Source organism: Acinetobacter sp. WCHA29 (assembly GCF_002165335.1).
Taxonomy (GTDB): Bacteria; Pseudomonadota; Gammaproteobacteria; order Pseudomonadales; family Moraxellaceae; genus Acinetobacter.
Genome location: NZ_NHRQ01000010.1, coordinates 71,211 through 95,493, shown reverse-complemented (window position 1 = coordinate 95,493; position 24,283 = coordinate 71,211). Strand labels below are relative to the sequence as shown.

General features: G+C 37.7%; 19 protein-coding genes. 15 read left to right on the top strand and 4 right to left on the bottom strand.

Features of this window, described 5'->3' with window-relative positions:
- Positions 1-580: 580 nt before the first annotated feature.
- The 3 genes from CDG59_RS08860 (at position 581) to CDG59_RS08850 (ending at position 3,310) form a co-directional block, all read left to right on the top strand.
- Complete coding sequence (locus tag CDG59_RS08860) at positions 581-1,456, top strand: MetQ/NlpA family ABC transporter substrate-binding protein (protein WP_087544894.1); 876 nt, start codon at positions 581-583, stop codon at positions 1,454-1,456.
- A 136-nt stretch (positions 1,457-1,592) separates the two neighbouring features.
- Positions 1,593-2,618: a methionine ABC transporter ATP-binding protein gene (locus CDG59_RS08855; RefSeq protein ID WP_005161062.1), complete on the top strand. Its 1,026-nt coding sequence runs from the start codon at positions 1,593-1,595 to the stop codon at positions 2,616-2,618.
- Positions 2,615-3,310, top strand: a complete 696-nt coding sequence (locus CDG59_RS08850) for a methionine ABC transporter permease (RefSeq protein WP_004661291.1) — start codon at positions 2,615-2,617, stop codon at positions 3,308-3,310. Before CDG59_RS08855 ends, CDG59_RS08850 begins: the two co-directional genes overlap by 4 nt.
- Positions 3,311-3,364: 54 nt before the next feature.
- On the opposite strand, the gene CDG59_RS08845 is transcribed toward CDG59_RS08850, so the two are convergent.
- On the bottom strand, positions 3,365-4,231 hold the full coding sequence (locus CDG59_RS08845) for a histone deacetylase (RefSeq protein ID WP_087544892.1): 867 nt from the start codon (positions 4,229-4,231) through the stop codon (positions 3,365-3,367).
- A gap of 11 nt (positions 4,232-4,242) precedes the next feature.
- Entirely contained in the window at positions 4,243-5,211 is a 969-nt protein-coding gene (locus CDG59_RS08840; RefSeq protein ID WP_087544890.1) for a hypothetical protein, read from the bottom strand.
- 372 nt (positions 5,212-5,583) lie between these two features.
- Here CDG59_RS08840 and gloB point away from each other — a divergent pair, with 372 nt between their 5' ends.
- From gloB to CDG59_RS08800, 8 genes are all read left to right on the top strand, one after another.
- Positions 5,584-6,315: a hydroxyacylglutathione hydrolase gene (gene gloB, locus CDG59_RS08835; RefSeq protein WP_087544888.1), complete on the top strand. Its 732-nt coding sequence runs from the start codon at positions 5,584-5,586 to the stop codon at positions 6,313-6,315.
- A gap of 286 nt (positions 6,316-6,601) precedes the next feature.
- Complete coding sequence (locus tag CDG59_RS08830; RefSeq protein ID WP_004661287.1) at positions 6,602-6,808, top strand: hypothetical protein; 207 nt, start codon at positions 6,602-6,604, stop codon at positions 6,806-6,808.
- 297 nt (positions 6,809-7,105) lie between these two features.
- Positions 7,106-8,488 (top strand): adenosylhomocysteinase, encoded by a 1,383-nt coding sequence (ahcY, locus tag CDG59_RS08825; protein WP_087544886.1) that lies wholly within the window; start codon positions 7,106-7,108, stop codon positions 8,486-8,488.
- Positions 8,489-8,562: 74 nt separating this feature from the next.
- Positions 8,563-9,399, top strand: coding sequence for a methylenetetrahydrofolate reductase [NAD(P)H] (gene metF, locus CDG59_RS08820; RefSeq protein ID WP_087544884.1), 837 nt, complete (start codon positions 8,563-8,565; stop codon positions 9,397-9,399).
- 21 nt (positions 9,400-9,420) lie between these two features.
- Positions 9,421-10,143: a 16S rRNA (uracil(1498)-N(3))-methyltransferase gene (locus CDG59_RS08815; RefSeq protein ID WP_087544882.1), complete on the top strand. Its 723-nt coding sequence runs from the start codon at positions 9,421-9,423 to the stop codon at positions 10,141-10,143.
- A 116-nt stretch (positions 10,144-10,259) separates the two neighbouring features.
- A complete protein-coding gene (locus tag CDG59_RS08810) occupies positions 10,260-13,136 on the top strand; it encodes an EAL domain-containing protein (protein ID WP_087544880.1) in 2,877 nt (958 codons plus the stop codon).
- 191 nt (positions 13,137-13,327) lie between these two features.
- Positions 13,328-15,598 (top strand): NADP-dependent malic enzyme, encoded by a 2,271-nt coding sequence (locus CDG59_RS08805; RefSeq protein WP_087544878.1) that lies wholly within the window; start codon positions 13,328-13,330, stop codon positions 15,596-15,598.
- A gap of 97 nt (positions 15,599-15,695) precedes the next feature.
- The gene (locus CDG59_RS08800) at positions 15,696-16,925 is read left to right on the top strand and encodes a multifunctional CCA addition/repair protein (RefSeq protein ID WP_087544876.1); all 1,230 of its coding nucleotides are present in this window, start codon (positions 15,696-15,698) and stop codon (positions 16,923-16,925) included.
- Positions 16,926-16,993: 68 nt separating this feature from the next.
- On the opposite strand, the gene tsf is transcribed toward CDG59_RS08800, so the two are convergent.
- Positions 16,994-17,872 carry a translation elongation factor Ts gene (gene tsf, locus CDG59_RS08795; protein WP_087544874.1) on the bottom strand — a complete coding sequence of 293 codons (879 nt, stop codon included), beginning with the start codon at positions 17,870-17,872 and terminating at the stop codon, positions 16,994-16,996.
- A 137-nt stretch (positions 17,873-18,009) separates the two neighbouring features.
- Entirely contained in the window at positions 18,010-18,762 is a 753-nt protein-coding gene (gene rpsB / locus CDG59_RS08790; protein ID WP_004661273.1) for a 30S ribosomal protein S2, read from the bottom strand.
- Between the two features lie 222 nt (positions 18,763-18,984).
- On the opposite strand from rpsB, the gene map reads away from it, so the two are divergent.
- From map to CDG59_RS08770, 4 genes are all read left to right on the top strand, one after another.
- Positions 18,985-19,809, top strand: coding sequence for a type I methionyl aminopeptidase (gene map, locus CDG59_RS08785; RefSeq protein WP_004661270.1), 825 nt, complete (start codon positions 18,985-18,987; stop codon positions 19,807-19,809).
- A 194-nt stretch (positions 19,810-20,003) separates the two neighbouring features.
- Positions 20,004-21,059 (top strand): OmpW/AlkL family protein, encoded by a 1,056-nt coding sequence (locus CDG59_RS08780; protein ID WP_005161091.1) that lies wholly within the window; start codon positions 20,004-20,006, stop codon positions 21,057-21,059.
- Positions 21,060-21,448: 389 nt separating this feature from the next.
- On the top strand, positions 21,449-22,798 hold the full coding sequence (locus CDG59_RS08775; protein ID WP_087544872.1) for an MFS transporter: 1,350 nt from the start codon (positions 21,449-21,451) through the stop codon (positions 22,796-22,798).
- An 88-nt stretch (positions 22,799-22,886) separates the two neighbouring features.
- On the top strand, positions 22,887-24,101 hold the full coding sequence (locus tag CDG59_RS08770) for an alginate export family protein (protein WP_087544871.1): 1,215 nt from the start codon (positions 22,887-22,889) through the stop codon (positions 24,099-24,101).
- The last annotated feature ends 182 nt before the right edge of the window (positions 24,102-24,283 follow it).

Here is a 24,283-nt window from a genome sequence, read left to right as displayed (position 1 = left end):
TGCTGGCATATACAATTTAGATTGGGTGAAAGATAAACAATTAAATTGATTGAAAAATGATTTATGAAGGAAGTCTATTATTTAAATATTAAATTCAGAAAAATATATATCACTAATTCAATAAAATTTGACATTTCCACCATCAGGAAAAACTACAAAAGTATCATTTATTTACTTTTACCAAAATTAAACTATTTTTCTAATAATCATATATTTATACCCACAAGTACAAAATAGAACACTATAACAGAACCCAAATTATTGTTATGATTGCTAAAATTTTCGGCGAGTGCTTTTGGTTTTATACATATTCTTTTATATATGAATAAGAATATGAAATTTAACTCGAAAAGTATCAGCTAATCTCGATTTGATATGAAAATTATTGAACCAGTATGCTTAAGTCAAATTCTTAAGATCAATGTTCTTAATTTTATGTTGTTGCAAATGATTCGATCAGTCGCCTGTTCATAACATTAAATTTTGAACCGACTCACCTCTTTGTAACAAGAACCCTATAGCTCTTAAGTAATGCATTAGCGGATTATTTACTAAGCATTATTCCGATTAGGATTTATACATGAAAAAGCTGATTAGCCTTTTTTTAAGTGTATCGGTGTTATTACTTGCAGCATGCAGTAAACAGCCTGATACCGCATCTACTGAGCAAAAAGCAAATGCTAGTGGATTACAAACTGTTGTTGTGGCATCTACTGGCTCAGATGCTGATATTTGGCGTTATATTGCGACATTGCCTGAAACTAAAGCAGTAGGTATTAAACTTGAAGTCAAAAACTTTACTGACTATGTTGCAATGAATACAGCTGTTGCTAATAAAGAAGTTGATATTAATGCCTTCCAATCTTACGCTTACCTTGTTGCTTTTAATGCGGCAAATAAAGATAAGATTGCACCTGTTTCAACGACTTATTTAGAGCCTATGGGTATTTACTCAAGCAAAGTCAAAAAAGTTGAAGAATTTGCTCAAGGCGCAACCATTGCAATCCCAAATGACGGCGCAAATGAATCACGTGCATTGTTACTTTTACAAAGCGCAGGTTTAATCAAATTAAAAGCTGATTTCGATCCTGTGAAAGGCACGCCTGCCGACATCATTGAAAACAGCAAGAAAATTGTGATCCAGCCAATTCAGATGGCCACTGCTGTACGTGTAAAAGACGAGGTTGATGCAATCCTGCTAGGTAACACTCTTGCAATGGAAGGTGGCCTGAACGTTCTTAAAGATGCTATTTTCTATGAACCAATCGACCAAACTACCAAGTTGAATGTAAATGTTTTGGCAACTGCTGAATCACGTAAAGATGATGCCGTATTGCAAAAAGTCGGCGCGCTTTATCATACTGAAGCAGTCAAACAATATGTACAGGAGCATTTTGCTGGAACTAAAGTTGATGTAAACAAGCCAACAAGCTATCTCACAGAAGCAAATCCGTAATATAATCGTAGGGTCTGTTGACATTTTACCTTGTGAGCTATAGCTCTCATTGCATGGCTAAAATATCAACAAGCCCTAAATAAAACAGGCAAAATAATTTTGCCTGTTTTTTCTTTTTTGCTTAGTATTGACGAATATGATCCAATTTAAAAACATTTCGAAACACTATCAATTGAAAGGTCAAACGATCAACGCACTGGATCAAATTAATTTAGAGATCCCAGAAGGCAGCATCTTCGGCATTATTGGTTATAGTGGTGCAGGTAAAAGTACGTTGATTCGTTTGATTAATTTGCTTGAACGCCCAACGCAGGGGCAGGTAATTATCAATCAGAAAGACTTTACTGCAATGGATGCGCGTACGCTTCGTCAAGAACGTGCAAATATCGGCATGATCTTTCAACATTTCAATTTACTGCAAACTAAAACAGTATCTGAAAATATTGAAATGCCACTCAAATTATTGGGGCATAACAAAGCTGATCGTGAAAAGCGCCTAGCAGAACTATTAGATTTCATCGATCTCAAGCACAAGAAAGATGCCTATCCTGATGAACTTTCAGGAGGACAAAAACAACGTGTAGGTATCGCCCGCGCGCTTGCAAACCATCCCAAAATTTTACTGTGTGATGAAGCAACCTCTGCACTTGACCCTCAGACCACACAATCCGTTTTAGCGCTATTAAAAAAGATTAATAAAGAACAAAAGATTACCATTGTGATGGTCACCCATGAAATGGATGTAATTGAGTCAGTCTGTGACTATGTTGCAGTCATGGAAGCAGGTCATGTGATTGAAACAGGCCCCACCCTCAATATTTTTAGTCAACCCCAGCATTCGACTACAAAGACCTTCATTCAAACAGTTTTGCAACAACAGTTACCAATTAATATCCTCAATAACCTTGAACATAAACATCACAATAGTATTTATAGTCTGCAATTCTTGGGGACATCTGCTCAAGAAACCGTCATTCAAGCTGTGATTAAGCAATTTGATTTGAGCCTAAATATTCTTTTTGCCAACATGACTGAAATCAATGGCACTGTGATTGGACAGATGTTTATTCAACTTTTGGGTGATTCAGCGACTATTCAAGACGCTATTAAGTTTCTTGAGCAACAAGGCGTGAAAGTTGAACAATCAGGAGTAAGCCAATGAGAGATTTAATCGTACAGTGGCTTACTGAAGCTTCTGCGCCGTTTTGGCACAGTTCCCTTTCAATTGATCAATTCGTTACGGCATTACAAGAAACCTTTCAAATGGTTTTTTTCTCATTGCTTTTTGGTTGTATTTGGGGATTGATTCAAGGTGTAACTTTAGTTGTCACTCGCACAGGTGGTATCTTACAAAACCGAGCGATCTATTATTTTCTCAACCCAATTGTAAATGCACTACGTTCTTTACCATTTATCATCTTACTTATTGCAGTTATTCCATTAACTAAATTATTAGTTGGAACTTCGATTGGTACTTGGGCTGCGATTGTTCCCCTCACCATTTATGTAGGTCCGTATTTAGGGCGATTGATTGAAACTTCATTACTTGAAGTGAATGAGGGTATTATTGAATCAGCTCAAGCTATGGGTGCCTCACCTTGGCAGATCATTTTTAAATTTATTATCCCCGAAGCACGTAGCTCATTAATTTTGAACCTGACCACAGGGACGATTTCCTTAATTGGTGCAACTGCAATGGCTGGCGCAGTTGGTGCAGGAGGTATCGGTGATTTAGCTATTTCCTATGGTTATCAACGTTTTGATACCAGTGTTGTTATTTTAACCGTGATTGTACTGCTAATTTTAGTTCAACTGGTTCAATCATTTGGTGATTGGTTAGCAAAATTACGCTAATCACAGCAACAGACAAAGCTCTCATTTTGAGGGCTTTTTTTGTACCTTTCTATTTTAAGGAAAGTAAATTTCATTTGCAGCTTTGAATGTATTAACATGTAAAGGCACTAAATCATCAAGTGCCTGATAGCCGCCTGCCAATACAAACAGCATCGGGATTTTCATCCTCTTTGCCATATCAAACACCAGACGGTCACGTTCAAACAGCAACTCTGTGGTCAACCATTTCGATCCATATTTATCATGTTGATGGCAGTCCATACCTGCCTGATAAATAATGAGGTCAGCCTCCCAACGTGAAGCATATTGAAATGCCTCAAAAATCGCTTCCCGATATAAATCAAAGTTGCCCTGCTTGGGATGAATATAACGGGTCAGGCTACGCTCCCCTGCCTTGCAACCAAAACGAATCCCAAAAATTCCGAAATTGACCAGATTGGTGAGTCTATTGGTAAATATTGCCGTTCCATCTCCGCCATGCTGATCACAGTCCAGCACAAAGATACGTTTTTCAGGATTTTGTTTAGCAACCAAAGCCAAACCATTAAAGGTACAATATGCCGCACCAGATTCATAACTCGCATGATGAAAACCTTGTGCAATATTTGCAGCAATTCCTTCTTTCAATGCGATCTTAGCTCCTAAAAGCTGCCCTGCTTGCACCGACAGGATGGCATCCCGTAATTGCTCATTCCACGGTTTAAAGCCCTGTATGGTTGCAAATGCGGACTCACCTGCCAGAAAGGCCTCCACATACTGCGGATTATGGAGTTTCTTTAAAATTTCAACATCAATCAAACCTGGATCAATCAGTTCAACCATTTTATGCTTACGCAACACATCCGCAACTGCGGTGAGTTTTTCCATGCTATTGGTATGCGTTTGGGCATAATAGCGTGGAGAGTAACAGGCTTTTAGCATGGATGTCCTACCTAAATTTGATCCTGGGCAATTTCCATCAGTTGACTCAATTCAGTCGTATCAGGTCGAAATAATCCATTATCTACCTGCTGTTTAAAGTGATAGTTAAATGCACGGGCACGGTTTTTAGGTGACACCGCCAAAGTAGTCAAACGCAAAAACCAGAACCCATTCATTTCAGAAATCGGAATCACATAACCTTTATATTGTTTATTTTTATGTTTTTCCAGTTGCTCAATGTCATAGTTTGCAGAAAACAGGCTACCTGCGGGTAAACGCACCCCATTCATCCTCAATGGCACAAGACTGATACAAGAGTGATTATCCCCCATATTCAGTTTCTCCATCATGATGGGTAAACCTTTATCATCCACAAAAATATTAATTTCACCTTGTCGCAATAAACAATGATGTGCAATTCGCAAGAAAAATTTTTCTGCCATCGGACATGAGCCAACCTTCGGCTTTTCCTCTAGAGAATGACACTCAATCATTTCAATTTGATCAATTGTTTGTGGAAGAATAATATCTGCAAGTAATTGGCAAATTAAAATGCTTTCTTCAAGCTCTGCATATTGATGGATTTTTCTAAGCTTCGCTTGAAAATCAACTTCTTGTTGCAAATTCTGAGTAAATGTATCTTGTGAATTAGAACGTTCTAAATATTGTTGCACATCAATATTAATATCCAAATTACGCCAAGTTTCCAACACTAAACCATATGAAGAACTTTGATTTAAAATGTTTTTCAAACCTTTAACCTCGTAGTCTTCAAAAATACGAAAATCTTGGAATCCCAACATATCACGTGGCTGTGAAACAAATTCAGCAATCACACGAGTGGCTTGAGTATAACCACAACCGCGACGTTCTGTTTGATGACTAAAATGCTCATTCAACATTTCTGTAAGTTTGGAAGACAAAGGATATAAATATTTTTTGAAGATAACAACAATTTCATGATCTACCAAATCAGTCATAATGCTCTCACTGTATTCTTATGATTTATTTTTCATTTCATCTTTAAATGTGTTACTTCGTTAAATATTGTTAAATCTAATTTTTAAACTATGTTAGCTTTAATTAAGTATTTTCACACCACCTAAGATGAATATAAACCATTAATTTATCAAAATTTTATATCATATTTATAGAAAAATTATAACTTGTCAACCTGAAAAATACCTGATAATTGAAGCTGTCATAATATGTCCTAAAAAGTCAACATTCTGTATCAATTCTTAGGTAAGCTTTTGCACTCTTATACATTTACACTTAAACTAACTGTGATTTGATTATTCAAATACTCTATTCATCAATAACCACATAAATCAGAGATTTAGGATTCGGCCATGCATTATAAAATTCATGCAATTGACGTAAAAAATGCCTTAAAAAACTATATTTGGTTATTAGAAGATACTCGTACGCAAGAAGTCGTAGCCGTTGACCCTACAGAAGCAGCACTTGTTACCGATTTTTGCGAACAACATCAACTTGAGTTGAAACAAATCTGGTTAACACATTGGCATCGAGATCATACTGATGGTGTACAAGGTCTATTGACTGAGCAAAATTCACCCGTTTTCGGTCCACGTGATGAACTCAGCAAAATTTCGTTTATATCGAATCCACTGCAACATAATGACCATTTTCACTTTAATGATTTAAAAGTTGAAATTATTGCAACACCAGGGCATACACTAGGTCATATTGTTTATTTTATTGAAGAAATAGACACGCTTTTCTCTGGTGACACATTATTTGCAATGGGCTGTGGGCGCCTATTTGAGGGTTCTGCTGAACAAATGTACCACTCATTAAATCGCTTAGCTGCGTTGCCAATACAAACCAAAGTTTATTGTACACATGAATATACGCTTGCAAATGCAGAGTTTGCATTAACAATTGAACCTCAGAATGTTGCATTACAAGAACGCATAAAGGAAGTCAAAGCATTGAGAGATGCTGAACAAATTACTCTGCCAAGTACAATTGAATTAGAGCTTGAAACAAATCCGTTCTTGCGCACAGAAAGTGTCGAAGATTTCGCAAGGATCAGAGCGCTTAAAGATCAGTTCTAATTTTAAAGTTCTACTTTTTAAAGGCTAAACTTTAGTTTTTAAAAAGTAGAAAGTGAAATGATTTTTTACATTTATTTTGGATCAAAACCCAATGCGAGAAAAAACAATACAAGTAAATTAAATCAATTATTTAAATAATTTTATCAGATAAAATTTAAGTTTAATTTCAGTTTCAATCAATCTAATTTTACATTGGTTACATGAAGAAAAATAAATATATGCAATCCCCCTTTAAAAATTTTTAGGTCACCCTTATTAATAAATACAGGTTAAAAGGAGTTCTGGAATGAAAAACAGAGTTGTGAAAGCAAAAAATTTATTGGCTTTTCGTATTTGGTTAGAAAAATTAGGATATTCAGTAAAAAGTTTAGCCGACAATAAAGGTTTTACCTTTAGTTTTAAAAAAGAATACGGTTTGGTCACGTGTGACTTATCTGGAAATGCCTTAGCCATGCAGCTTGGCGAAGAATTTGAAGATCATTTAAAAGCTTAATGCGATTCTTTTGTGCATACATAAGGATTTCAAAGGGATTTGGAATCCTTGTTCGTTCATTCAAAAAATTTAATCACTTATCCCAATCTAATTCTTCATTTTATAATCATCTCAAACAAAATAACATTGGAACTAAAGTCATTTCCAAGTATTATAATGCCCAGTCGAGGGATGCTGCGACGATTGATTAGCACTAAAAATCAATTTGCCAGGCTCGACGATCGGTTAGACGCTCGTGCTAACCAACAACGGCATCCGCGAACAGAATGATCCATACTATTTTTCTAGGAGATCCTGATGAACGCGGTTACTGCTTCATTTACAGATTATAAAGTCGCTGATATTTCTCTTGCTGACTACGGCCGTAAAGAAATCAAACTTGCCGAAGCAGAAATGCCAGCTTTGATTGGTTTACGTAAGCGTTATTCAGCAACTAAACCACTTGCTGGCGCAAAAATTTTGGGTTGTATTCATATGACAATCCAAACTGCAGTTTTAATCGAAACACTCGTAGAACTTGGCGCTGAAGTTCGTTGGACCTCTTGCAATATCTTCTCTACTCAAGATCACGCTGCTGCTGCTATCGCTGCTGCGGGTATTCCTGTGTTTGCTTGGAAAGGCGAAACTGAAGAAGAATACATGTGGTGTCTTGAACAACAAATCAATGTAAATGGCACACCTTGGGATGCCAACATGATTCTTGATGATGGTGGTGATTTAACGCTACTTGTTCACGAAAAATATCCTGAAGTGATTGCAAAAATCCATGGTGTAACAGAAGAAACAACAACAGGTGTTCAACGTCTGTATGAAATGTTACGTGATGGTACGTTAAAAGTTCCTGCAATCAACGTAAATGATTCCGTAACGAAATCTAAAAACGACAACAAATATGGTTGCCGCCATTCTCTAAATGATGCAATCAAACGTGGTACAGATATGTTGTTATCTGGTCGTCGTGCACTTGTAATCGGTTACGGTGACGTAGGTAAAGGTTCTGCACAATCACTTCGTCAAGAAGGTATGATTGTACGTGTCACTGAAATTGACCCAATCTGTGCAATGCAAGCATGTATGGACGGTTACGAAGTTGTATCTCCATACAAAAATGGTGTTCAAACAGGCAATAAAGAAGACATCAACCTTGATCTTCTTCAAAATACTGACCTTATCGTAACGACAACAGGTAACTACCACGTTTGTGATTCTGCAATGTTAGATAGCTTAAAAGCAGGTGCTGTAGTGTGTAACATCGGTCACTTTGATACAGAGATCGACACTGCATACTTACGTGGTTACAAGTGGGTTGAAGTTAAGCCTCAAGTTCACCAAGTGTATCGTTCAGAAAATGAAAATGATTACTTAATCCTTCTTTCTGAAGGGCGTTTAGTGAATCTTGGGAATGCAACAGGTCACCCATCACGTATTATGGATGGTTCTTTTGCTAACCAAGTGTTAGGTCAAATGCACTTGTTCGCTGAGAAATTTGCCGATCTTCCTGAAGATCAAAAAGCTGCGAAAATCCGTGTAGAACTGATTCCTAAGAAATTAGATGAAGAAGTTGCTGCTGCAATGGTTCTTGGCTTTGGTGGTGTACTCACCCAGTTAACGCAAGTACAAGCAGATTACCTCGGCGTTGCTGTGGAAGGTCCATTCAAATCTGACGCTTATAAATACTAAGAAAATCAGGGCAGACGTTTAAGGACTGCCCTTTTTTCTAAAATAATCTCTAAGCGATTAAAAAAGGATTTGAAATGACGAAACGTGTTCCTATTTCTTTTGAATTTTTCCCGCCGAAAACTGATGCTGGCGCTGAAAAGTTACGTATCGTTCACCAAGAACTACAGCGATTAAACCCAGAGTTTTTCTCCATTACTTATGGTGCTGGTGGTTCTACTCGTGAACGCACTTTAGCAGCCATTAATGATTTTAATGGCAAAGGTACGCCCGTCGCCCCTCACCTTTCTTGTATTGGCGATGATAAAGCTCGTATTGCTGAGCTCTTAGATTTATATAAATCACAAGGGATTGACCGCATCGTAGCATTGCGTGGTGATTTACCTTCAGGTCAAGTTGGTCTTGGCGAATTACCTTATGCTCAAGATCTTGTTCGCTTTATCCGTGAACATTCAGGTGATCATTTCCATATTGAAGTTGCTGCGTACCCTGAAATGCATCCGCAAGCTGATAGCTTTGATGGTGACATTCAACGTTTTGTTGAAAAAGTGAATGCAGGCGCGAACGCAGGTATTACCCAATTTTTCTTCAATCCAGATGCTTATTTCTATTTCATCGAACGTATTGCTAAAGCTGGTGTGGATATTCCCGTTGCACCAGGCATCATGCCAATTACCAATGCAAGTAATTTAATTCGCTTTGCGGATGGAACTGGTGCAGAAATTCCGCGTTGGATTCGCAAACAACTTGCTGCTTATGGTGATGATAGCGAAAGTATTAAAGCCTTCGGCCATGAAGTGATTGTTAAACTTTGCGAACGTTTGATCGTTGGTGGTGCGCCAACACTCCATTTTTATTCAATGAACCAAACAGAGCCAACTCGACAACTCGTTGTTGATCTTGGTTTAAACTAATTTGTACGAGCCTTACCCAGCATGAACCGTTTTTATATCGAAACAGAATTAAATACCGGCAATTCGATTGAATTAACAGAATCGGTATTTCATCACTGGGTACGGGTGCTTCGTGCAAAAGAGCTAGATCAAGCCATCTTTTTCAATGGAAAAGGTGGTGAATATATCGTAACACTTACTGAAATTAATAAGAAAAATGCTTTTGTTTCTATTGATCAATTCAACCCTATAGATCGAACAGCGCCTGCTAAAGTAATTTTAGGCCAAGTCATGAGCAAAGGCGATCGTATGGATTATGCGATTCAAAAAGCCACTGAACTTGGTGTCACAACTATTCAATTATTGACTAGTGAACGTTGCGAAATGCGGTTAAGATATGAACGTGATCAAAAGAAATTAGATCATTGGCAGTCAATTGCGATTGCTGCGTGTGAACAATGTGGAATGAACAAAGTTCCAAATGTTCTAACACCAATAAGTTTAACCGATTGGGTAAAATCGGAACAGCTACCACAATCACGTTTTGTGTTAGCGCCAAACAAAGACCAAGAAAACGTAGTACTAAATAGCCAGCCTGATTTAGCCCTATTGATTGGTCCAGAAGGCGGTTTAAGTGAAGCAGAAATTGATGCTGCTAACCAAAATCATTTTCAAAGCTGGTGTATTGGAGATCGTGTTTTAAGGACTGAAACCGCTCCAGTTGTAGCTTTATCAATTTTAAATTATCACTTTTCAACCAAATAAAGTATTTGCATTGCTTTCGATCTGGTTTAACGGTAATTTAAAATGAAACTATATCGTGCTTACAAAAAAATAATGATTGTACGCATAGATAAATAATGAAAAGGACTATTCTTTGTATGCTCGGGGTTCATGAAAAAAATTTGCCACCATTTGTTGATACGGATCAAATTAACTATACGAATCATGTACGTCTATTTATATTGAGTGTGTTTTTCATTTCTCTCTTAGATTATGTTTTATTTGGATTTTTTTATTCTTTTAGTACAAATATTTTTACGACTTGGATGAGTATTTGCCTGAGCATTTTATTTTGCTTTTATTGTATTTGTCATTTTTCGATAAAACATTATTCATCTGTTAGGTTTGCACATAAGACACGTATCGCTTTTCAAATTATTTGCTTTTTCACAGGATTATTACTGGGTATCAGTACGATTATCATCAATTATTTTTTGATCAAAGATGTACCAAATTTATCTGTTTCCCATATTTTAACTTTAACAGCACTACTACTTACCTCATCACATATTATTGCCTTAACCTTTCTTACTCAACGTGTTAAATATTTCTTTTTATTTTTTATTCCAAGTATTACCCCATTAGTTTTTTCTCAAATTTTACATCGCGACCAAGAACATACGCTTTTTTATCTTGCTTATTATTCATCTTTCTTTGCGACACTTTTATGTGCACAAGCAACTTTTCAAATTCACCAACGCTTATACCAAGTTTTAGAAAAAAATAAACAATTGGTCGATGTAGCTGAACAACACAATCAATGGACCGAAGAACTTTGCCAACAATTACAACGTGAAGTGAATAAATCGAAAGATATTGAAGCTCAATTACAATTTAACAATCATTTATTAGAACAAAAAGTTCGCGAGCGTACTTTTGATTTAACAGAAATAAATAATAGTTTACAGGAACATCGTCAAAATTTGGCTTTTGCACATGAAACTGCGGGTATTCGACCTTGGGAATGGAATTTAGAAAATAACACTGTTGGGATTACCAATTCTCATCGTAAAGAAGTTACACGTGATTCTGAGAATCACTATTCGTTGCTGCATAAAATTGTACATCCTGATGATCTTGAACGTGTTAAAAATACACTTTATAAACATCTATGTGGCCAAACTAAACGTTACGAAGAAACTTTCCGCATTAAACGACCGAGTGGTGAATGGGTTTGGATTCATGATGTTGGCCAAGTGATGTTAAGAAATCCTAAAGATGAGACCCCTCTACGCATGGTCGGTATTCATCGTGATATTAACCAAGAAAAGAAAGACCAAGAACGGCTAAAATTAGCAGCGAGTGTATTCGAACAGGCTTCAGAAGGTATCTTTGTTCTGGATGATAGCTTCCACTATCTTGAAGTTAATCCTAAATATGAACAATTAACGGGTTTAGATAAACAGTTCATATTAGGAAAACAACTTTTTGAGATTACTAAACAAAATAACCAGCATCATCATAATTTTCATCTTTCTATCCTTGCTACTTTGCACGAAGAACATGAGTACGAAGGTGAGTTTCAGGAAACTTATCTTTCTGAAAAATCATGTTTCCTTTGGATCCATATGAACGCTGTAAAAGATGAATCAGATCGTGTGATTAATTATATCGGGATTATCTCTGACCAAACTGAGCGTAAAAATCAAGAGCAACGTTTATCATATTTAACCAATTATGATACCCTGACCGATCTACCTAATCGCTTCTATTATCACCAGCAACTGCATCAATATTTGGTTAATGAGGCTTCGATACAGAATTTAGCAGTTATCCGAATCAATATTGACCGTTTCCGTGCCTTGAATGAATTACTCAGCAATCAAGCGGGTAATGAGCTTTTGAAGCAAGTTGCACAACGTTTGCGTATCAGTAATATTGATGCACTTTTAGTCTCACATTTAAGTGCAGACGATTTTGTAATCATTTATGAAATGTCACCGTTACATCCGCCAATTCATCAGTTATGCAGTAATATTGTTGAAGCCTTTAGCAAACCCTTTTATATCGCTAATCAAGAGTATGTGGTCAGTATTTCGATTGGAGTTGCGATTTACCCTGAACACGGTCGTCAAGTTGACAACTTAAATACCCATGCAGAGCAAGCCTTAACAGAAGCCAAACGCTTAGGTGGAAATACAATCCGCTATTATTCTAGTGAGCGAACTAACTTCGTCGTTAATCATACTGATTTAGAGCTTGACTTGAGAAAGGCGATTCAAAACAATGAACTCGTTGTATATTATCAGCCAAAGATCACTGCTCAGAATTGTCAAATTAATGGATTTGAAGCACTCATTCGTTGGAAACACCCAACGAAAGGTCTAATCATGCCCGATATTTTCATTCCTTTAGCCGAAAGTACCAGTCTAATTTCTGATATTGGACGATTCGTCTTGTATGAGGCAGCAAAACAGTTACAAGAATGGCAAAAACTAGGTTTTACGAACATCCACATTGCTGTAAACATTGTTGCTCAACAAATTTTGCGTGGTCAGTTATTGCATGATATTGATGCTGTACTCGATGAATACTCTATTACAGGTGAAAATTTAGAGTTAGAAATTACCGAGTCAGCATTTTTAGAAAATACTGAAAGTGTTAAAACAATTTTGTGTGCATTGAAAGAACGTAATATTTCAATTGCACTGGATGACTTTGGCACAGGCTATTCTTCTCTGGCTTATTTAACTGAATATCCAATTGATATTTTAAAGATTGATCGTGCATTTATTTCGAAAATTGGTAATGCAAAACAAGACGCGATTGTTAATGCTATGATTGCCATGGGTAAAACAATTGGCTTAAAAGTTGTCGCTGAAGGCGTTGAAACAGAACAGCAATGTGAATATTTGAAACGACAAAACTGTGACATATTACAGGGTTACTTATTTGCCAAACCCTTAACTGCCGTACATGCAACTGAATACTTACAGCAACATATGCGTCTAGCAATTGCAAGATATTCCAGTTAAAACCATATTTTGAGCTTTTGGCAGTTTAATTTACACCCAATATAAATTGTCAATAAGCCTATACGTTCAGTGAAAATAAGCTTTTTTGACTGGGCGAAAACATGAACTAGTGCTATATTCTTGTGCACTTATCTTAATATAATCATCAGCCATGTATATGCCTGATTATTATCGGAACAATCGAGACTCAGATGGACGATCAATCTTTAAAAGAAGCCGCTTTGTATTACCATGAATTTCCTACGCCTGGAAAAATCAGCGTGACACCGAGTAAGCAACTCGTAAACCAACGAGACTTAGCGCTTGCATATTCTCCTGGTGTTGCTGCTCCATGTCTGGAAATTGAACGTGACCCTTCTGCTGCTGCAAAATATACAGCACGTGGAAATTTGGTTGCCGTCGTGAGTAATGGTACAGCCGTGCTTGGTTTAGGAAACATTGGTCCTCTTGCTTCTAAGCCTGTTATGGAAGGTAAAGGCGTTCTATTCAAGAAGTTTGCTGGTGTTGATGTATTTGATATTGAAATTGCGGAAAATGATCCAGACAAGATCGTGGATATCGTTGCCGCATTGGAACCAACGTTTGGTGGTATCAACCTGGAAGATATCAAGGCACCTGAATGTTTCTATATCGAGAAGAAACTTCGTGAACGCATGAAGATTCCTGTGTTCCATGATGATCAACATGGTACCAGTATTATTGTAGGCTCAGCATTGTTGAATGCCTTGCAGATCGTGAACAAGAAAATTGATGAAATTAAAATCGTTGCATCAGGTGCTGGTGCTGCTGCATTGTCATGTTTAGATTTACTTTGTGCATTAGGCGTAAATAAATCGAATATTATTGTAGCTGATTCTCGTGGGCTTTTAACAACTTCACGTGAAGGACTTGATGAATCGAAAAAACGGTACGTTCAAGATATTTCTGCGACTCAATTACATGAAGTAATGGCTGGCGCAGATATGTTCTTGGGTCTTTCTGCAGCAGGAATTTTAACCAAAGAAATGGTTAAAGAAATGGCTGAAAACCCAATTATTTTTGCACTTGCAAATCCAGATCCAGAAATCTTACCTGAACATGCGCACGAAGTTCGCCCAGATGTGATTATGGCAACTGGTCGTTCAGACTATCCAAACCAAGTAAACAATGCACTTTGTTTCCCATATATTTTCCGTGGTGCACTCGATGTCGGTGCTACAACGATTAACGAAGATATGAAAATTGCTTGTGTACATGCGATTGCACGTATGGCACATATTGAAGCAGATGCTGCGACTTACGGTGAAAAATCTGCATCATTCGGTCGTGATTACTTGATCCCTCGCCCTCTAGACCAACGCTTGATTTTAGAAATCGCGCCTGCGGTTGCTAAAGCTGCAATGGATTCTGGTGTTGCGACACGTCCAATTGAAGATTTCTCTGCATATCGTCAAAGACTTTCTGAGTTTGTATATAACTCAGCATTCTTAATGAAACCGATTTTCTCACAAGCGAAAACTGACCCTAAGCGTATTGCATATGCCGAGGGTGAAGATCAACGTGTATTACGTGCGGTTCAAATTGTTGTAGATGAAGGTCTAGCTAAACCAATTCTTGTTGGTCGTACAGCCGTTATTGAAGACAATATCAGAAAACTCGGTTTACGCTTACAGCACGGTGTCAATATTGAAATCGTCGATCAAGAAAACAATCCTTTATATGATGATTTCTGGAAAGACTACTACAATACAATGCAACGTAAAGGCGTAACTGTTGAATATGCGCAACGTGAAGCACGTCGTCGTTCAACCTTAATCGCCGCTTTGCTAGTTAAGTTCGGTAAAGCTGATGGTATGCTATGTGGTACTTATGCGAGCTACGATATCCATTTAGATTTCGTTAAAAACGTGATCGGTTTAAAAGAAGGTCGTAGTACATTCTTTACACTCAATGCATTAATGCTTGAAGATCGTAACTTGTTTATTGCCGATACCTATGTAAATACCAATCCAACTGCTGAACAACTTGCAGAGATGACTATTTTAGCAGCAGAAGAAGTACGTCGTTTTGGTATGACCCCTCGTGTCGCCTTACTTTCTCACTCAAGTTTTGGAAGCGATCAAGTTGATCCAAGTGCTCAGAAAATGCGTGAAGTTTATCGTTTACTTTCAGAACAAGCTCCTGAGCTTGAAGTTGAAGGTGAAATGCATGGTGATGCAGCATTAGACGACAATATTCGTCATTTTGCATTCCCGAACTCACGTTTTAAAGGTTCAGCAAATCTTTTGATCATGCCTAATCTTGATGCAGCGAATATTTCATTTAACCTCTTAAAAGCAACTTCTGGTAACAACGTTACTATTGGTCCTATTTTATTAGGTGCTGCTAAGCCAGTTCATATCTTAACCCCAACGGCAACAACACGTCGTTTAGTTAATATGACAGCTTTAACTGTTGCTGAAATTCAGCAAAGCCAAAACTGATACAGTTTAAGCATAGCTTTTAACATTAAAAGCTATGCTTAGTGCTTGAGAAAACCTCTATTCTGTAGCATGATTGTGTGAAGAATAGAGGTTTTTTATGCAAGTTTATTTAGTAGGCGGTGCTGTTCGAGATCATTTACTCGGGCATCCCTATCACGAAAAAGATTATGTTGTGGTTGGAGCAACACCTGAACAATTATTATCTGAAGGCTACCAACCCGTTGGAAAGGATTTTCCTGTATTTCTTCATCCAAAAACAAAAGAAGAATATGCACTAGCGCGTACTGAAAGAAAATCAGGCATTGGCTATCACGGATTCCAATTTTTTACTGATACCACTGTTAAATTAGAAGAAGATTTAATTCGCCGTGACCTAACAATTAATGCAATGGCAATGGATGAAACTGGACAAGTTTATGATCCATATGGTGGTCAAAAAGATCTTGATCAGAAAATCCTACGCCATGTTTCAGATGCATTTACAGAAGATCCCTTACGTGTGCTACGTGTTGCTCGCTTCGCTGCTCGTTATGCTAGTTATGGATTTGAAATTGCAGAAGAAACTTTGCAATTAATGAAAAGGATTGCCAATTCAGGGGAACTGAATGCTTTAACACCTGAACGTGTATGGAAAGAGACTTCTCGTGCATTAATGGAAGATCATGCCGATATCTATTTTCAAACATTAAGAGATTGTGATGCGCTAAAAGTACTGTTTCCTGAGATAGATGCATTATTTGGTATTCCTCAACGCCCAGAGTACCACCCCGAAATAGATTGTGGTGTACACACCTTAATGGCACTAAAACAAGCTTGTCAGGCCAACTATGGACTAGATGTACGTTTTGCTGTCTTGGTGCATGATTTAGGGAAAGCACTTACTCCAACTGAGGAATTACCACGGCATATCATGCATGAGGAACGTGGATTAGAACCCGTTACAAACGTATGTGAACGCTTGAAAGTTCCCACACATCTGAAAAATTTAGCTTTAATTGTTTGCAAAGAACATCTGAAATGCCATCAAATCAAAAATTTGAAACCTGGTACTGTATGGCGTTTACTACAGCGCTTGGATGTTTTACGAAAACCAGAAAAAGTCATTGCTTTTGTGCAGGCTTGTGAATGCGATGCTAAAGGTCGATTAGGTTTAGAAGATCGCCCTTACCCACAAGCACAGTATATTTTGGATGCGATGGAGATTGTTCGGAATATTAGAGCACAGGATTTACCAGAACATGTTCAAGGTGCAGAAATTGGCGAAATGCTCATTCAGTATCGAATTGAGGCATTGGCACAATTCAAACAGCAACACGATGAGTCATAGTTTGTGGATGTAAAAAAGAACCAATAAAAAACCCAGTCACAAGGCTGGGTTTTTTGAAAAGATACGAATTACTTCGCAGCTTCAGCCTGAGCAGCAGCAACTTCTTCTGCAAAGCTCATTTCAGCTTTCTTCTCAATACCTTCACCCACTTCGAAACGAACGAATTGAGCTACATTGGTACCAGTTGCTTTCAATACATCAGCAACTTTCTTGTCGTTATCGATAACATACATTTGACGATCAAGTGCAACTTCGTTCAAGTATTTCTCAACTGAACCAGTTACCATTTTCTCAACGATGTTCGCTGGCTTACCAGATTCCAACGCTTTCGCTTCAGCAATTTCTTTCTCTTTAGCGATCAAGTCAGCTGGAACGGCTTCTGCATTTACAGCAACTGGGTTGAACGCAGCAACGTGCATTGCAATACCTTTACCAGTGTCAGCATCACCTGTGTAAGAAACAACAACACCGATTTTTAAACCATGCTTATAAACAGCCAAGTTTTCGCCTTCAACGATTTGAGCACGACGAACTTGAATGTTTTCACCAATTTTTTGAACCAGTGCAACACGAGCTTCTTCTACAGTTGCGCCATCTTCAAGCTTAAGTTCAGCAATTTTTGCAGCATCAGTTTCATTTGCAGCAAGTGCAGCAGCAGCAACTTTATCAGAGAAGTTTTTGAAGTTTTCGTCTTTAGCAACGAAGTCAGTTTGACAGTTAACTTCAACAAGAATTGCTTTATTACCGTTTTGGATGATAGTGATCGCACCATCAGCAGCAATGTTACCTGCTTTTTTAGCAGCTTTTGCTTGACCTGATTTACGAAGGTTATCAATCGCAAGTTCAATGTCACCGCCTGCTTCTGTTAATGCTTTTTTGCATTCCATCATTGCAAGACCAGTACGGTCACGTAATTCTTTTACCATGCTTGCAGTAATTGCAGTCATGTTGATCTCCTAAAATCGGTAGAAAATAAATCTGTTCAACAAAAACGGCCCAAAGAAACTCTGGACCGTTTGCAATCTCGACGCTTAATTTGCCACCATTACATGTCGCAAAAATGACAAGCTTGCGTCAAACCGCATTAAGCCTCAGAAGCGTCTTTTGCAGCGTCATCGCCTTTAGCTTGTGCATTCGCTTGTGATTGAGCATATTCTTTACCAGCAAGAATTGCATTTGCCATAGCTGATGCATATAAAGTTACTGCACGGATCGCATCGTCATTACCAGGAATAACATAATCAACGTTATCTGGGTTAGAGTTTGTATCAACGATACCGATTACAGGAATACCTAAGTTTTTCGCTTCTTTGATTGCAATCGCTTCGTGATCAACGTCGATTACAAATAATGCGTCAGGTAAACCACCCATGTTTTTAACGCCGCCTAAAGCACGTTCAAGTTTTTCCATCTCACGAGTACGCTCTAAAGCTTCACGTTTAGTAAGCTTAGCAAAAGTACCATCTTGAGATTGAGTTTGAAGATCTTTTAAACGGTTGATAGATTGGCGAAGTGTTTTCCAGTTCGTCAACATACCACCTAACCAACGGTGATCTACATAAGGTTGACCAGCACGTTGAGCTTGTTCACGGATGATGTTAGAAGCAGCACGTTTAGTACCAACGAACAATACTTTGTTCTTTTTGCTTGCAAGATTGTTAACAAAGTTCAAAGCATCATTTAACGCAGGAACAGTGTGCTCAAGGTTGATGATGTGAATTTTGTTACGCGCGCCGAAAATATATTGACGCATTTTTGGATTCCAAAAACGAGTTTGGTGACCAAAGTGTGCGCCTGCTTGAAGAAGGTCGCGCATGCTTACGTTGTAATCTGCCATTTTCTTTACCTTAAAGTTTGGGTTAGGCCTCCATATATCCGCATTCTCCACCTATTGCTAGGCACCCAGAGTAATGTGTCGATATATGTGCGGATTTTTGATAACTATTCATCAGTTTTTCGCACAACTTGTATAAGCAAAATTGTAACGAAAAGCATTTGATAAAATAGGCGGCTATTTATACCATAGACGCTTGTAAATTACCAAAAGTTTTTAGAGATCATGAACACGACTTACACAGCTCCTCGTCGATTAATCAAAACGCCCGAAGAAATTGAAAAGATGCGTGTTGCAGGAAAACTGGCGGCTGAAATTTTAGACATGATTAAGCCGTATATTAAAGCAGGCGTAAATACCCTAGAACTTGATACAATTTGTCGTAATCACATTGAAAATGTACAACAAGCAATTCCAGCATGTGTTGGATATGGCGCTGCACCTGGTCGCCCAGCATTTCAACATTCGATTTGTACTTCGGTTAACCATGTCGTTTGTCATGGTATTCCCTCTGAAAGTAAAGTTTTAAAAAATGGTGATATTCTCAATATTGATGTAACAGTCATTAAAGATGGTTATCACGGCGATACCAACATGATGTATATCGTCGGTGGAGAGACTTCTATTCTTGCAAATCGTCTCTGCCAAGTTGCACAAGAAGCTATGTATCGTGGTATGGCTACGGTTAAACACGGCTCTTATCTTGGCGATATTGGACATGCAATCCAACAATATGTTGAGTCTGAACGTTTTAGTGTTGTGCGTGAATATTGTGGTCATGGTATTGGCAATGTTTTCCATGATGAACCACAAGTTTTACACTATGGTCAGAAAGGTACGGGTATGCGCTTAGAAGCAGGCATGACGTTTACGATTGAGCCAATGGTCAATGCAGGGGTTTGGCAAACAAAACTTTTAGGTGATAAATGGACTGTGGTTACTAAAGACCACAAGCTTTCAGCTCAATATGAACATACCATTTTGGTAACAGAAACAGGCATCGAAGTACTTACTGCTCGCCCTGAAGAAGATTTATCTCGTTTTATGTAATTTATTTCCTTAAATAAAAGCTACTTCGGTAGCTTTTTTTCATATTCATAATTTCTTCATTAATTCATCTAAATCAAACAAAAGTCTTCATAAGCATAACAATTTTAAATTTTAACTAAACAAACCATTTAGTAAAAAACGTTATTTTTATCAGAATAAAAAGTTCCTTATAAATCGGACATGGAGTCCTCACTATGAAAAAACGCATGCTATGCATTGCAGTAGGAATTGCTGCAACCCTACCCACTATGAGCTTTGCGGAGTCACCTTATTTTAGTTTAAAAGATGGAGATGGTTTCAAACGTTTCTCTCTTTCAGCTGGTTGGTTACATGCTATGCCACAAGGTTCTGCAAATCCTATTAATATCAATACGACTGTAGCTGAGGGAACACAATCTAAAGTAGGTGATGTGTCTAAACAAGCCGTACTAGATGCAGCAGTCAAAGATTCCAATCCTATCGTTTACGGTGCCATTAATTTATGGCCAACCGATACTGTATCGGGTCTTGCAACAGGTACAGCTACCATTAAAGGATTATCTAACTGGCAAAGCCAAGGAACAGGTTTAGAAGCAGACAATGTAGATACCGTTGGTATTATGGCAAATTATCACTTTACTGATAATTTATCTCTAGAGATTAAGGCCGGAATTCCTCCAAAAGTTGATATTAAAGGGAAAGGCGACATATACGCGCCATTAAGTGGATCAGCAAGTACTATTTTAGGTGATATTGACTTAAAACAGGATCTTCATATCACAGATCTGACCCAAGGAGGCAAAGCAGCAACTGCACGTGCTTGGCTACCTGCGGTAGAACTCCATTACCAGTTTGGTAAATCAGGCGTCAATAAATTCCGACCTTACGTTGGAGCAGGTGTGATGTATGCTTATTTTAATGATCTTAAAATGAACTCGGGCATAGAATCTGATTTAGTAAAAGCTGGTCACATGATCCAAAATATCCATGACGGCAAAGCAGGAGCTGCCTTAGATGGTAAGACATCATCAGCAGATCCTATTGTCGAATTGGAAGCGACTGATACTTTTGCTCCGATTGTCACAGTAGGCGCAACTTATGATTTCAATCCGAATTGGTTTGCCGTTGGGTCAGTTTCTTATTCAAAAATGAATAATGAAGCAAAAATTTATGTGACTGACCGCAATACAGGTAAAGAGTTGATCCAAGCAAATACTAAAATTGATATAGACCCACTTATTACTTATTTAGGCGTTGGCTATCGTTTTTAGACAAAACTTTAAAAAACAGCTTCGGCTGTTTTTTATTTATCGCCACCTTTTAAATCATCATTCATAAAAAACATGCACCAATTGCAATCATTTTCGAAATAATGAAGAAACATAAATATCAATAAAGCATATGAGATTCATTGATAAATAACATTCATCAATAGAAATAATATTGTAAATATAATTATATATTTATAATCATATAGTTAATTTCAAATTTTGATAAAATTTGTTTTTTTGGCACACCCCTTGCTTAGTAACAAGCATCATGAATCAACGATGATTCATAAAAAAATTTGCTGACGGCCAATGAAGTCCGTTCTGTTCGGTTTGTGTATGCAGAAATATTGCATAGCAAAAATATATTTCGTTCAGTTCAGGGGAAGGTTATGTCTTCAAAAATGAATCTAAATGCTAAAAAAGCAACTGAAATAAAATTATTTAGCTTTTCAACGCCTGCCATGCGTGCTTTTCATATGACTTGGCTCGCATTCTTTGTATGTTTTTTCGCTTGGTTTGCTTGTGCACCCTTAATGCCAGTCATCAAAGGTGAATTTAATCTAACCAAAGACCAAATCGCAAACATCAATATCGCTGCGGTTGCAATCACAATTCTGATCCGACTCATTGTTGGCCCACTCTGTGACAAGTATGGACCACGCAAAACCTATACTGCTCTTCTCATTGTTGGCAGTATCCCTGTTTTCGGTGTTGCAGCAGCAAATACTTATGAATCGTTCTTGTTTTTCCGTCTCTTGATTGGTGCAATTGGTGCGAGCTTCGTCATCACCCAGTATCATACTAGTGTCATGTTTGCACCTAATGTTGTTGGCACAGCCAATGCGGCTTCTGCAGGTTGGGGAAATGCGGGTGGAGGTGCAACACAAGCAATCATGCCATTAATTCTCGGTGCAATTGTGATGTTTGGCGTTGAACAAGCAATGGGTTGGAGAATTGCGTTGCTTGTACCTGGCATTATGATGGTAATTGTTGGTGTACTTTATTGGAAACTTACACAAGACTGTCCACAAGGTGACTTTAAAGAATTACGTGCAAACGGTGTTGAAGTTGGTAGCGGTAAAAAAGGTGGTGTTGCTATCTTAATGCAAGCTGCTCGTAACTATCGTGTTTGGATTCTATTTGTTTCTTACGCAGCATGTTTCGGTATCGAAATCTTCATTCATAACATTGCCGCAATGTACTATGTTGACCACTTCAACATGGGTTTAAAAGAAGCAGGTTTAACTGCGGGTATCTTTGGTCTACTTGCCTTATTCGCTCGTGCTTTAGGTGGAATTGTTTCAGATAAAGTTGCGATTTCAAAAGGTTTAGATGGTCGTACAAAAGTATTATTTATTCTTATCTTATGTGAAGGCTTGTTCCTGATTCTCTTCTCACAAATGAATACTGTAGCTCTTGCTATTATTAGCATGACTGTCTTCGCGCTATTCACGCATATGTCTTGTGGAGCAACTTATGCTTTAGTTCCTTTCATTGACCGTAATGCACTTGGTGGTGTGGCGGGCATTATTGGGGCTGGTGGTAATGTTGGTGCGGTTGCAGCAGGCTTCCTACTTAAAGGCTTACTAGATGTTCAAACTTGCCTCATGATTTTAGGTGGTCTTGTAACTGTGGCCGCTTTCGGTGTCATTCTCATCCGCTTCTCTGTAGAACATAAAACGAAAGAACAACAACTGTTTGACCAAGCTATGCTTGAACGCAACTCTATCACCTCTTAATCATCATTCACTTAGTGCGGGGAAACTTACCTTTCCCCTGCACAATCAAAATTAAATCCAGAAATTATAATCTCTCAGGGGTCTCAATATGAAATTGAATCTTCTTAGCTTTGCTATGCTCAGTGTTTTAACAACTACGACGTTTGCCGCAGATAACTTTTTAAGTCAAACTAAATTTTCTCTCGATAGTCGCCTACGTTACGAATTAGTTGACCAAGATAACCAACTAAAAAATGCTGATGCTTGGACTTTGAGACTACGCCCTTCACTGGAAACTGGCTCTTGGCATGGCTTAAGCGCATTTGTGCAAGGAGAAGGAACTGTCGAAATTAATGATCATTTCAATAGCACACGTAATGCTGAAACAAACTACAGTACAGTCCCTGATCCTAAAAACCTACAATTGAATCAAGCTTATTTAAAATATGCTTATAGTCCAAAGTTTGATTTAAGTATTGGTCGTCAAGCTATTAATTTAGATAATCAGCGCTTTGTAGGCTCCGTAGCTTGGCGTCAAAATGATCAAACCTTTGATGCGATTAGTTTAAATATTAAACCTTGCAAAGAGTTTGGTTTGTATTATGCCTATATTGATCAAGTCAATACTATTTTTGGTAGTGAAGATGTAAAACCTAAATTTGTAGCAGCCCAAGATGGTAAACAAAACAGTCAAATTCACTTAATTCAAGCTAAAATGAATTACAACCCATTGTTGAACGCAACATTATATGGGTATTTGATGGATTTCGAGGATTTAAGTGCTTGGTCAAATCAAACCTATGGCTTACGCTTAACAGGTAAGAAAAACAATTTTAGATACGTTGCTGAATATGCCAAACAAAGTGAATATGCTGAGCAACCTATAAATTATGATGCTGATTATTATGCATTAGAATTAGGTTATAGCATCACGGATAAAGGTTCAGCACTGGGTGAAATCACACTTGGCTATGAAGTGCTTGGTAGTGATGATGGAAAAATTGCATTTCAAACCCCATTGGCGACTAAACATAAGTTTAACGGATGGGCTGACTTATTCTTGACAACGCCCTTGAATGGTTTAACTGACTTGTACATTTCATCAAGTTTTAATGTATTTGGTAAAGGTAAATTAGGCACTGAACTACATCAATATCGTAGTGATGAAAAAAATATGGATTATGGTCAAGAATTCTCTATTTCTTATTCTCATGCTTTGCCTATTAAAGGTTTGTCTGCCCTAGCAAAACTCTCAGATTATCAAGCGGAAGAGTTTTCTGTAGATACTCAAAAGTTATGGTTGCAAATGGATTATAAATACTGATATTGAGTCGTTGTAATCTAATTATAAAAAAACTGTCATCAAATCATCAAATTTCGATGGTGTAATAAAAAATAAAAAACTCCAAAATTTGCAAAAAGCTTGCTGATCGACCTTTATCAGCAAGCTTTTTTCTTTTCATAAATAAAAAGGCTACCTCAGTAGCCTTTCATATTCAAATTAAA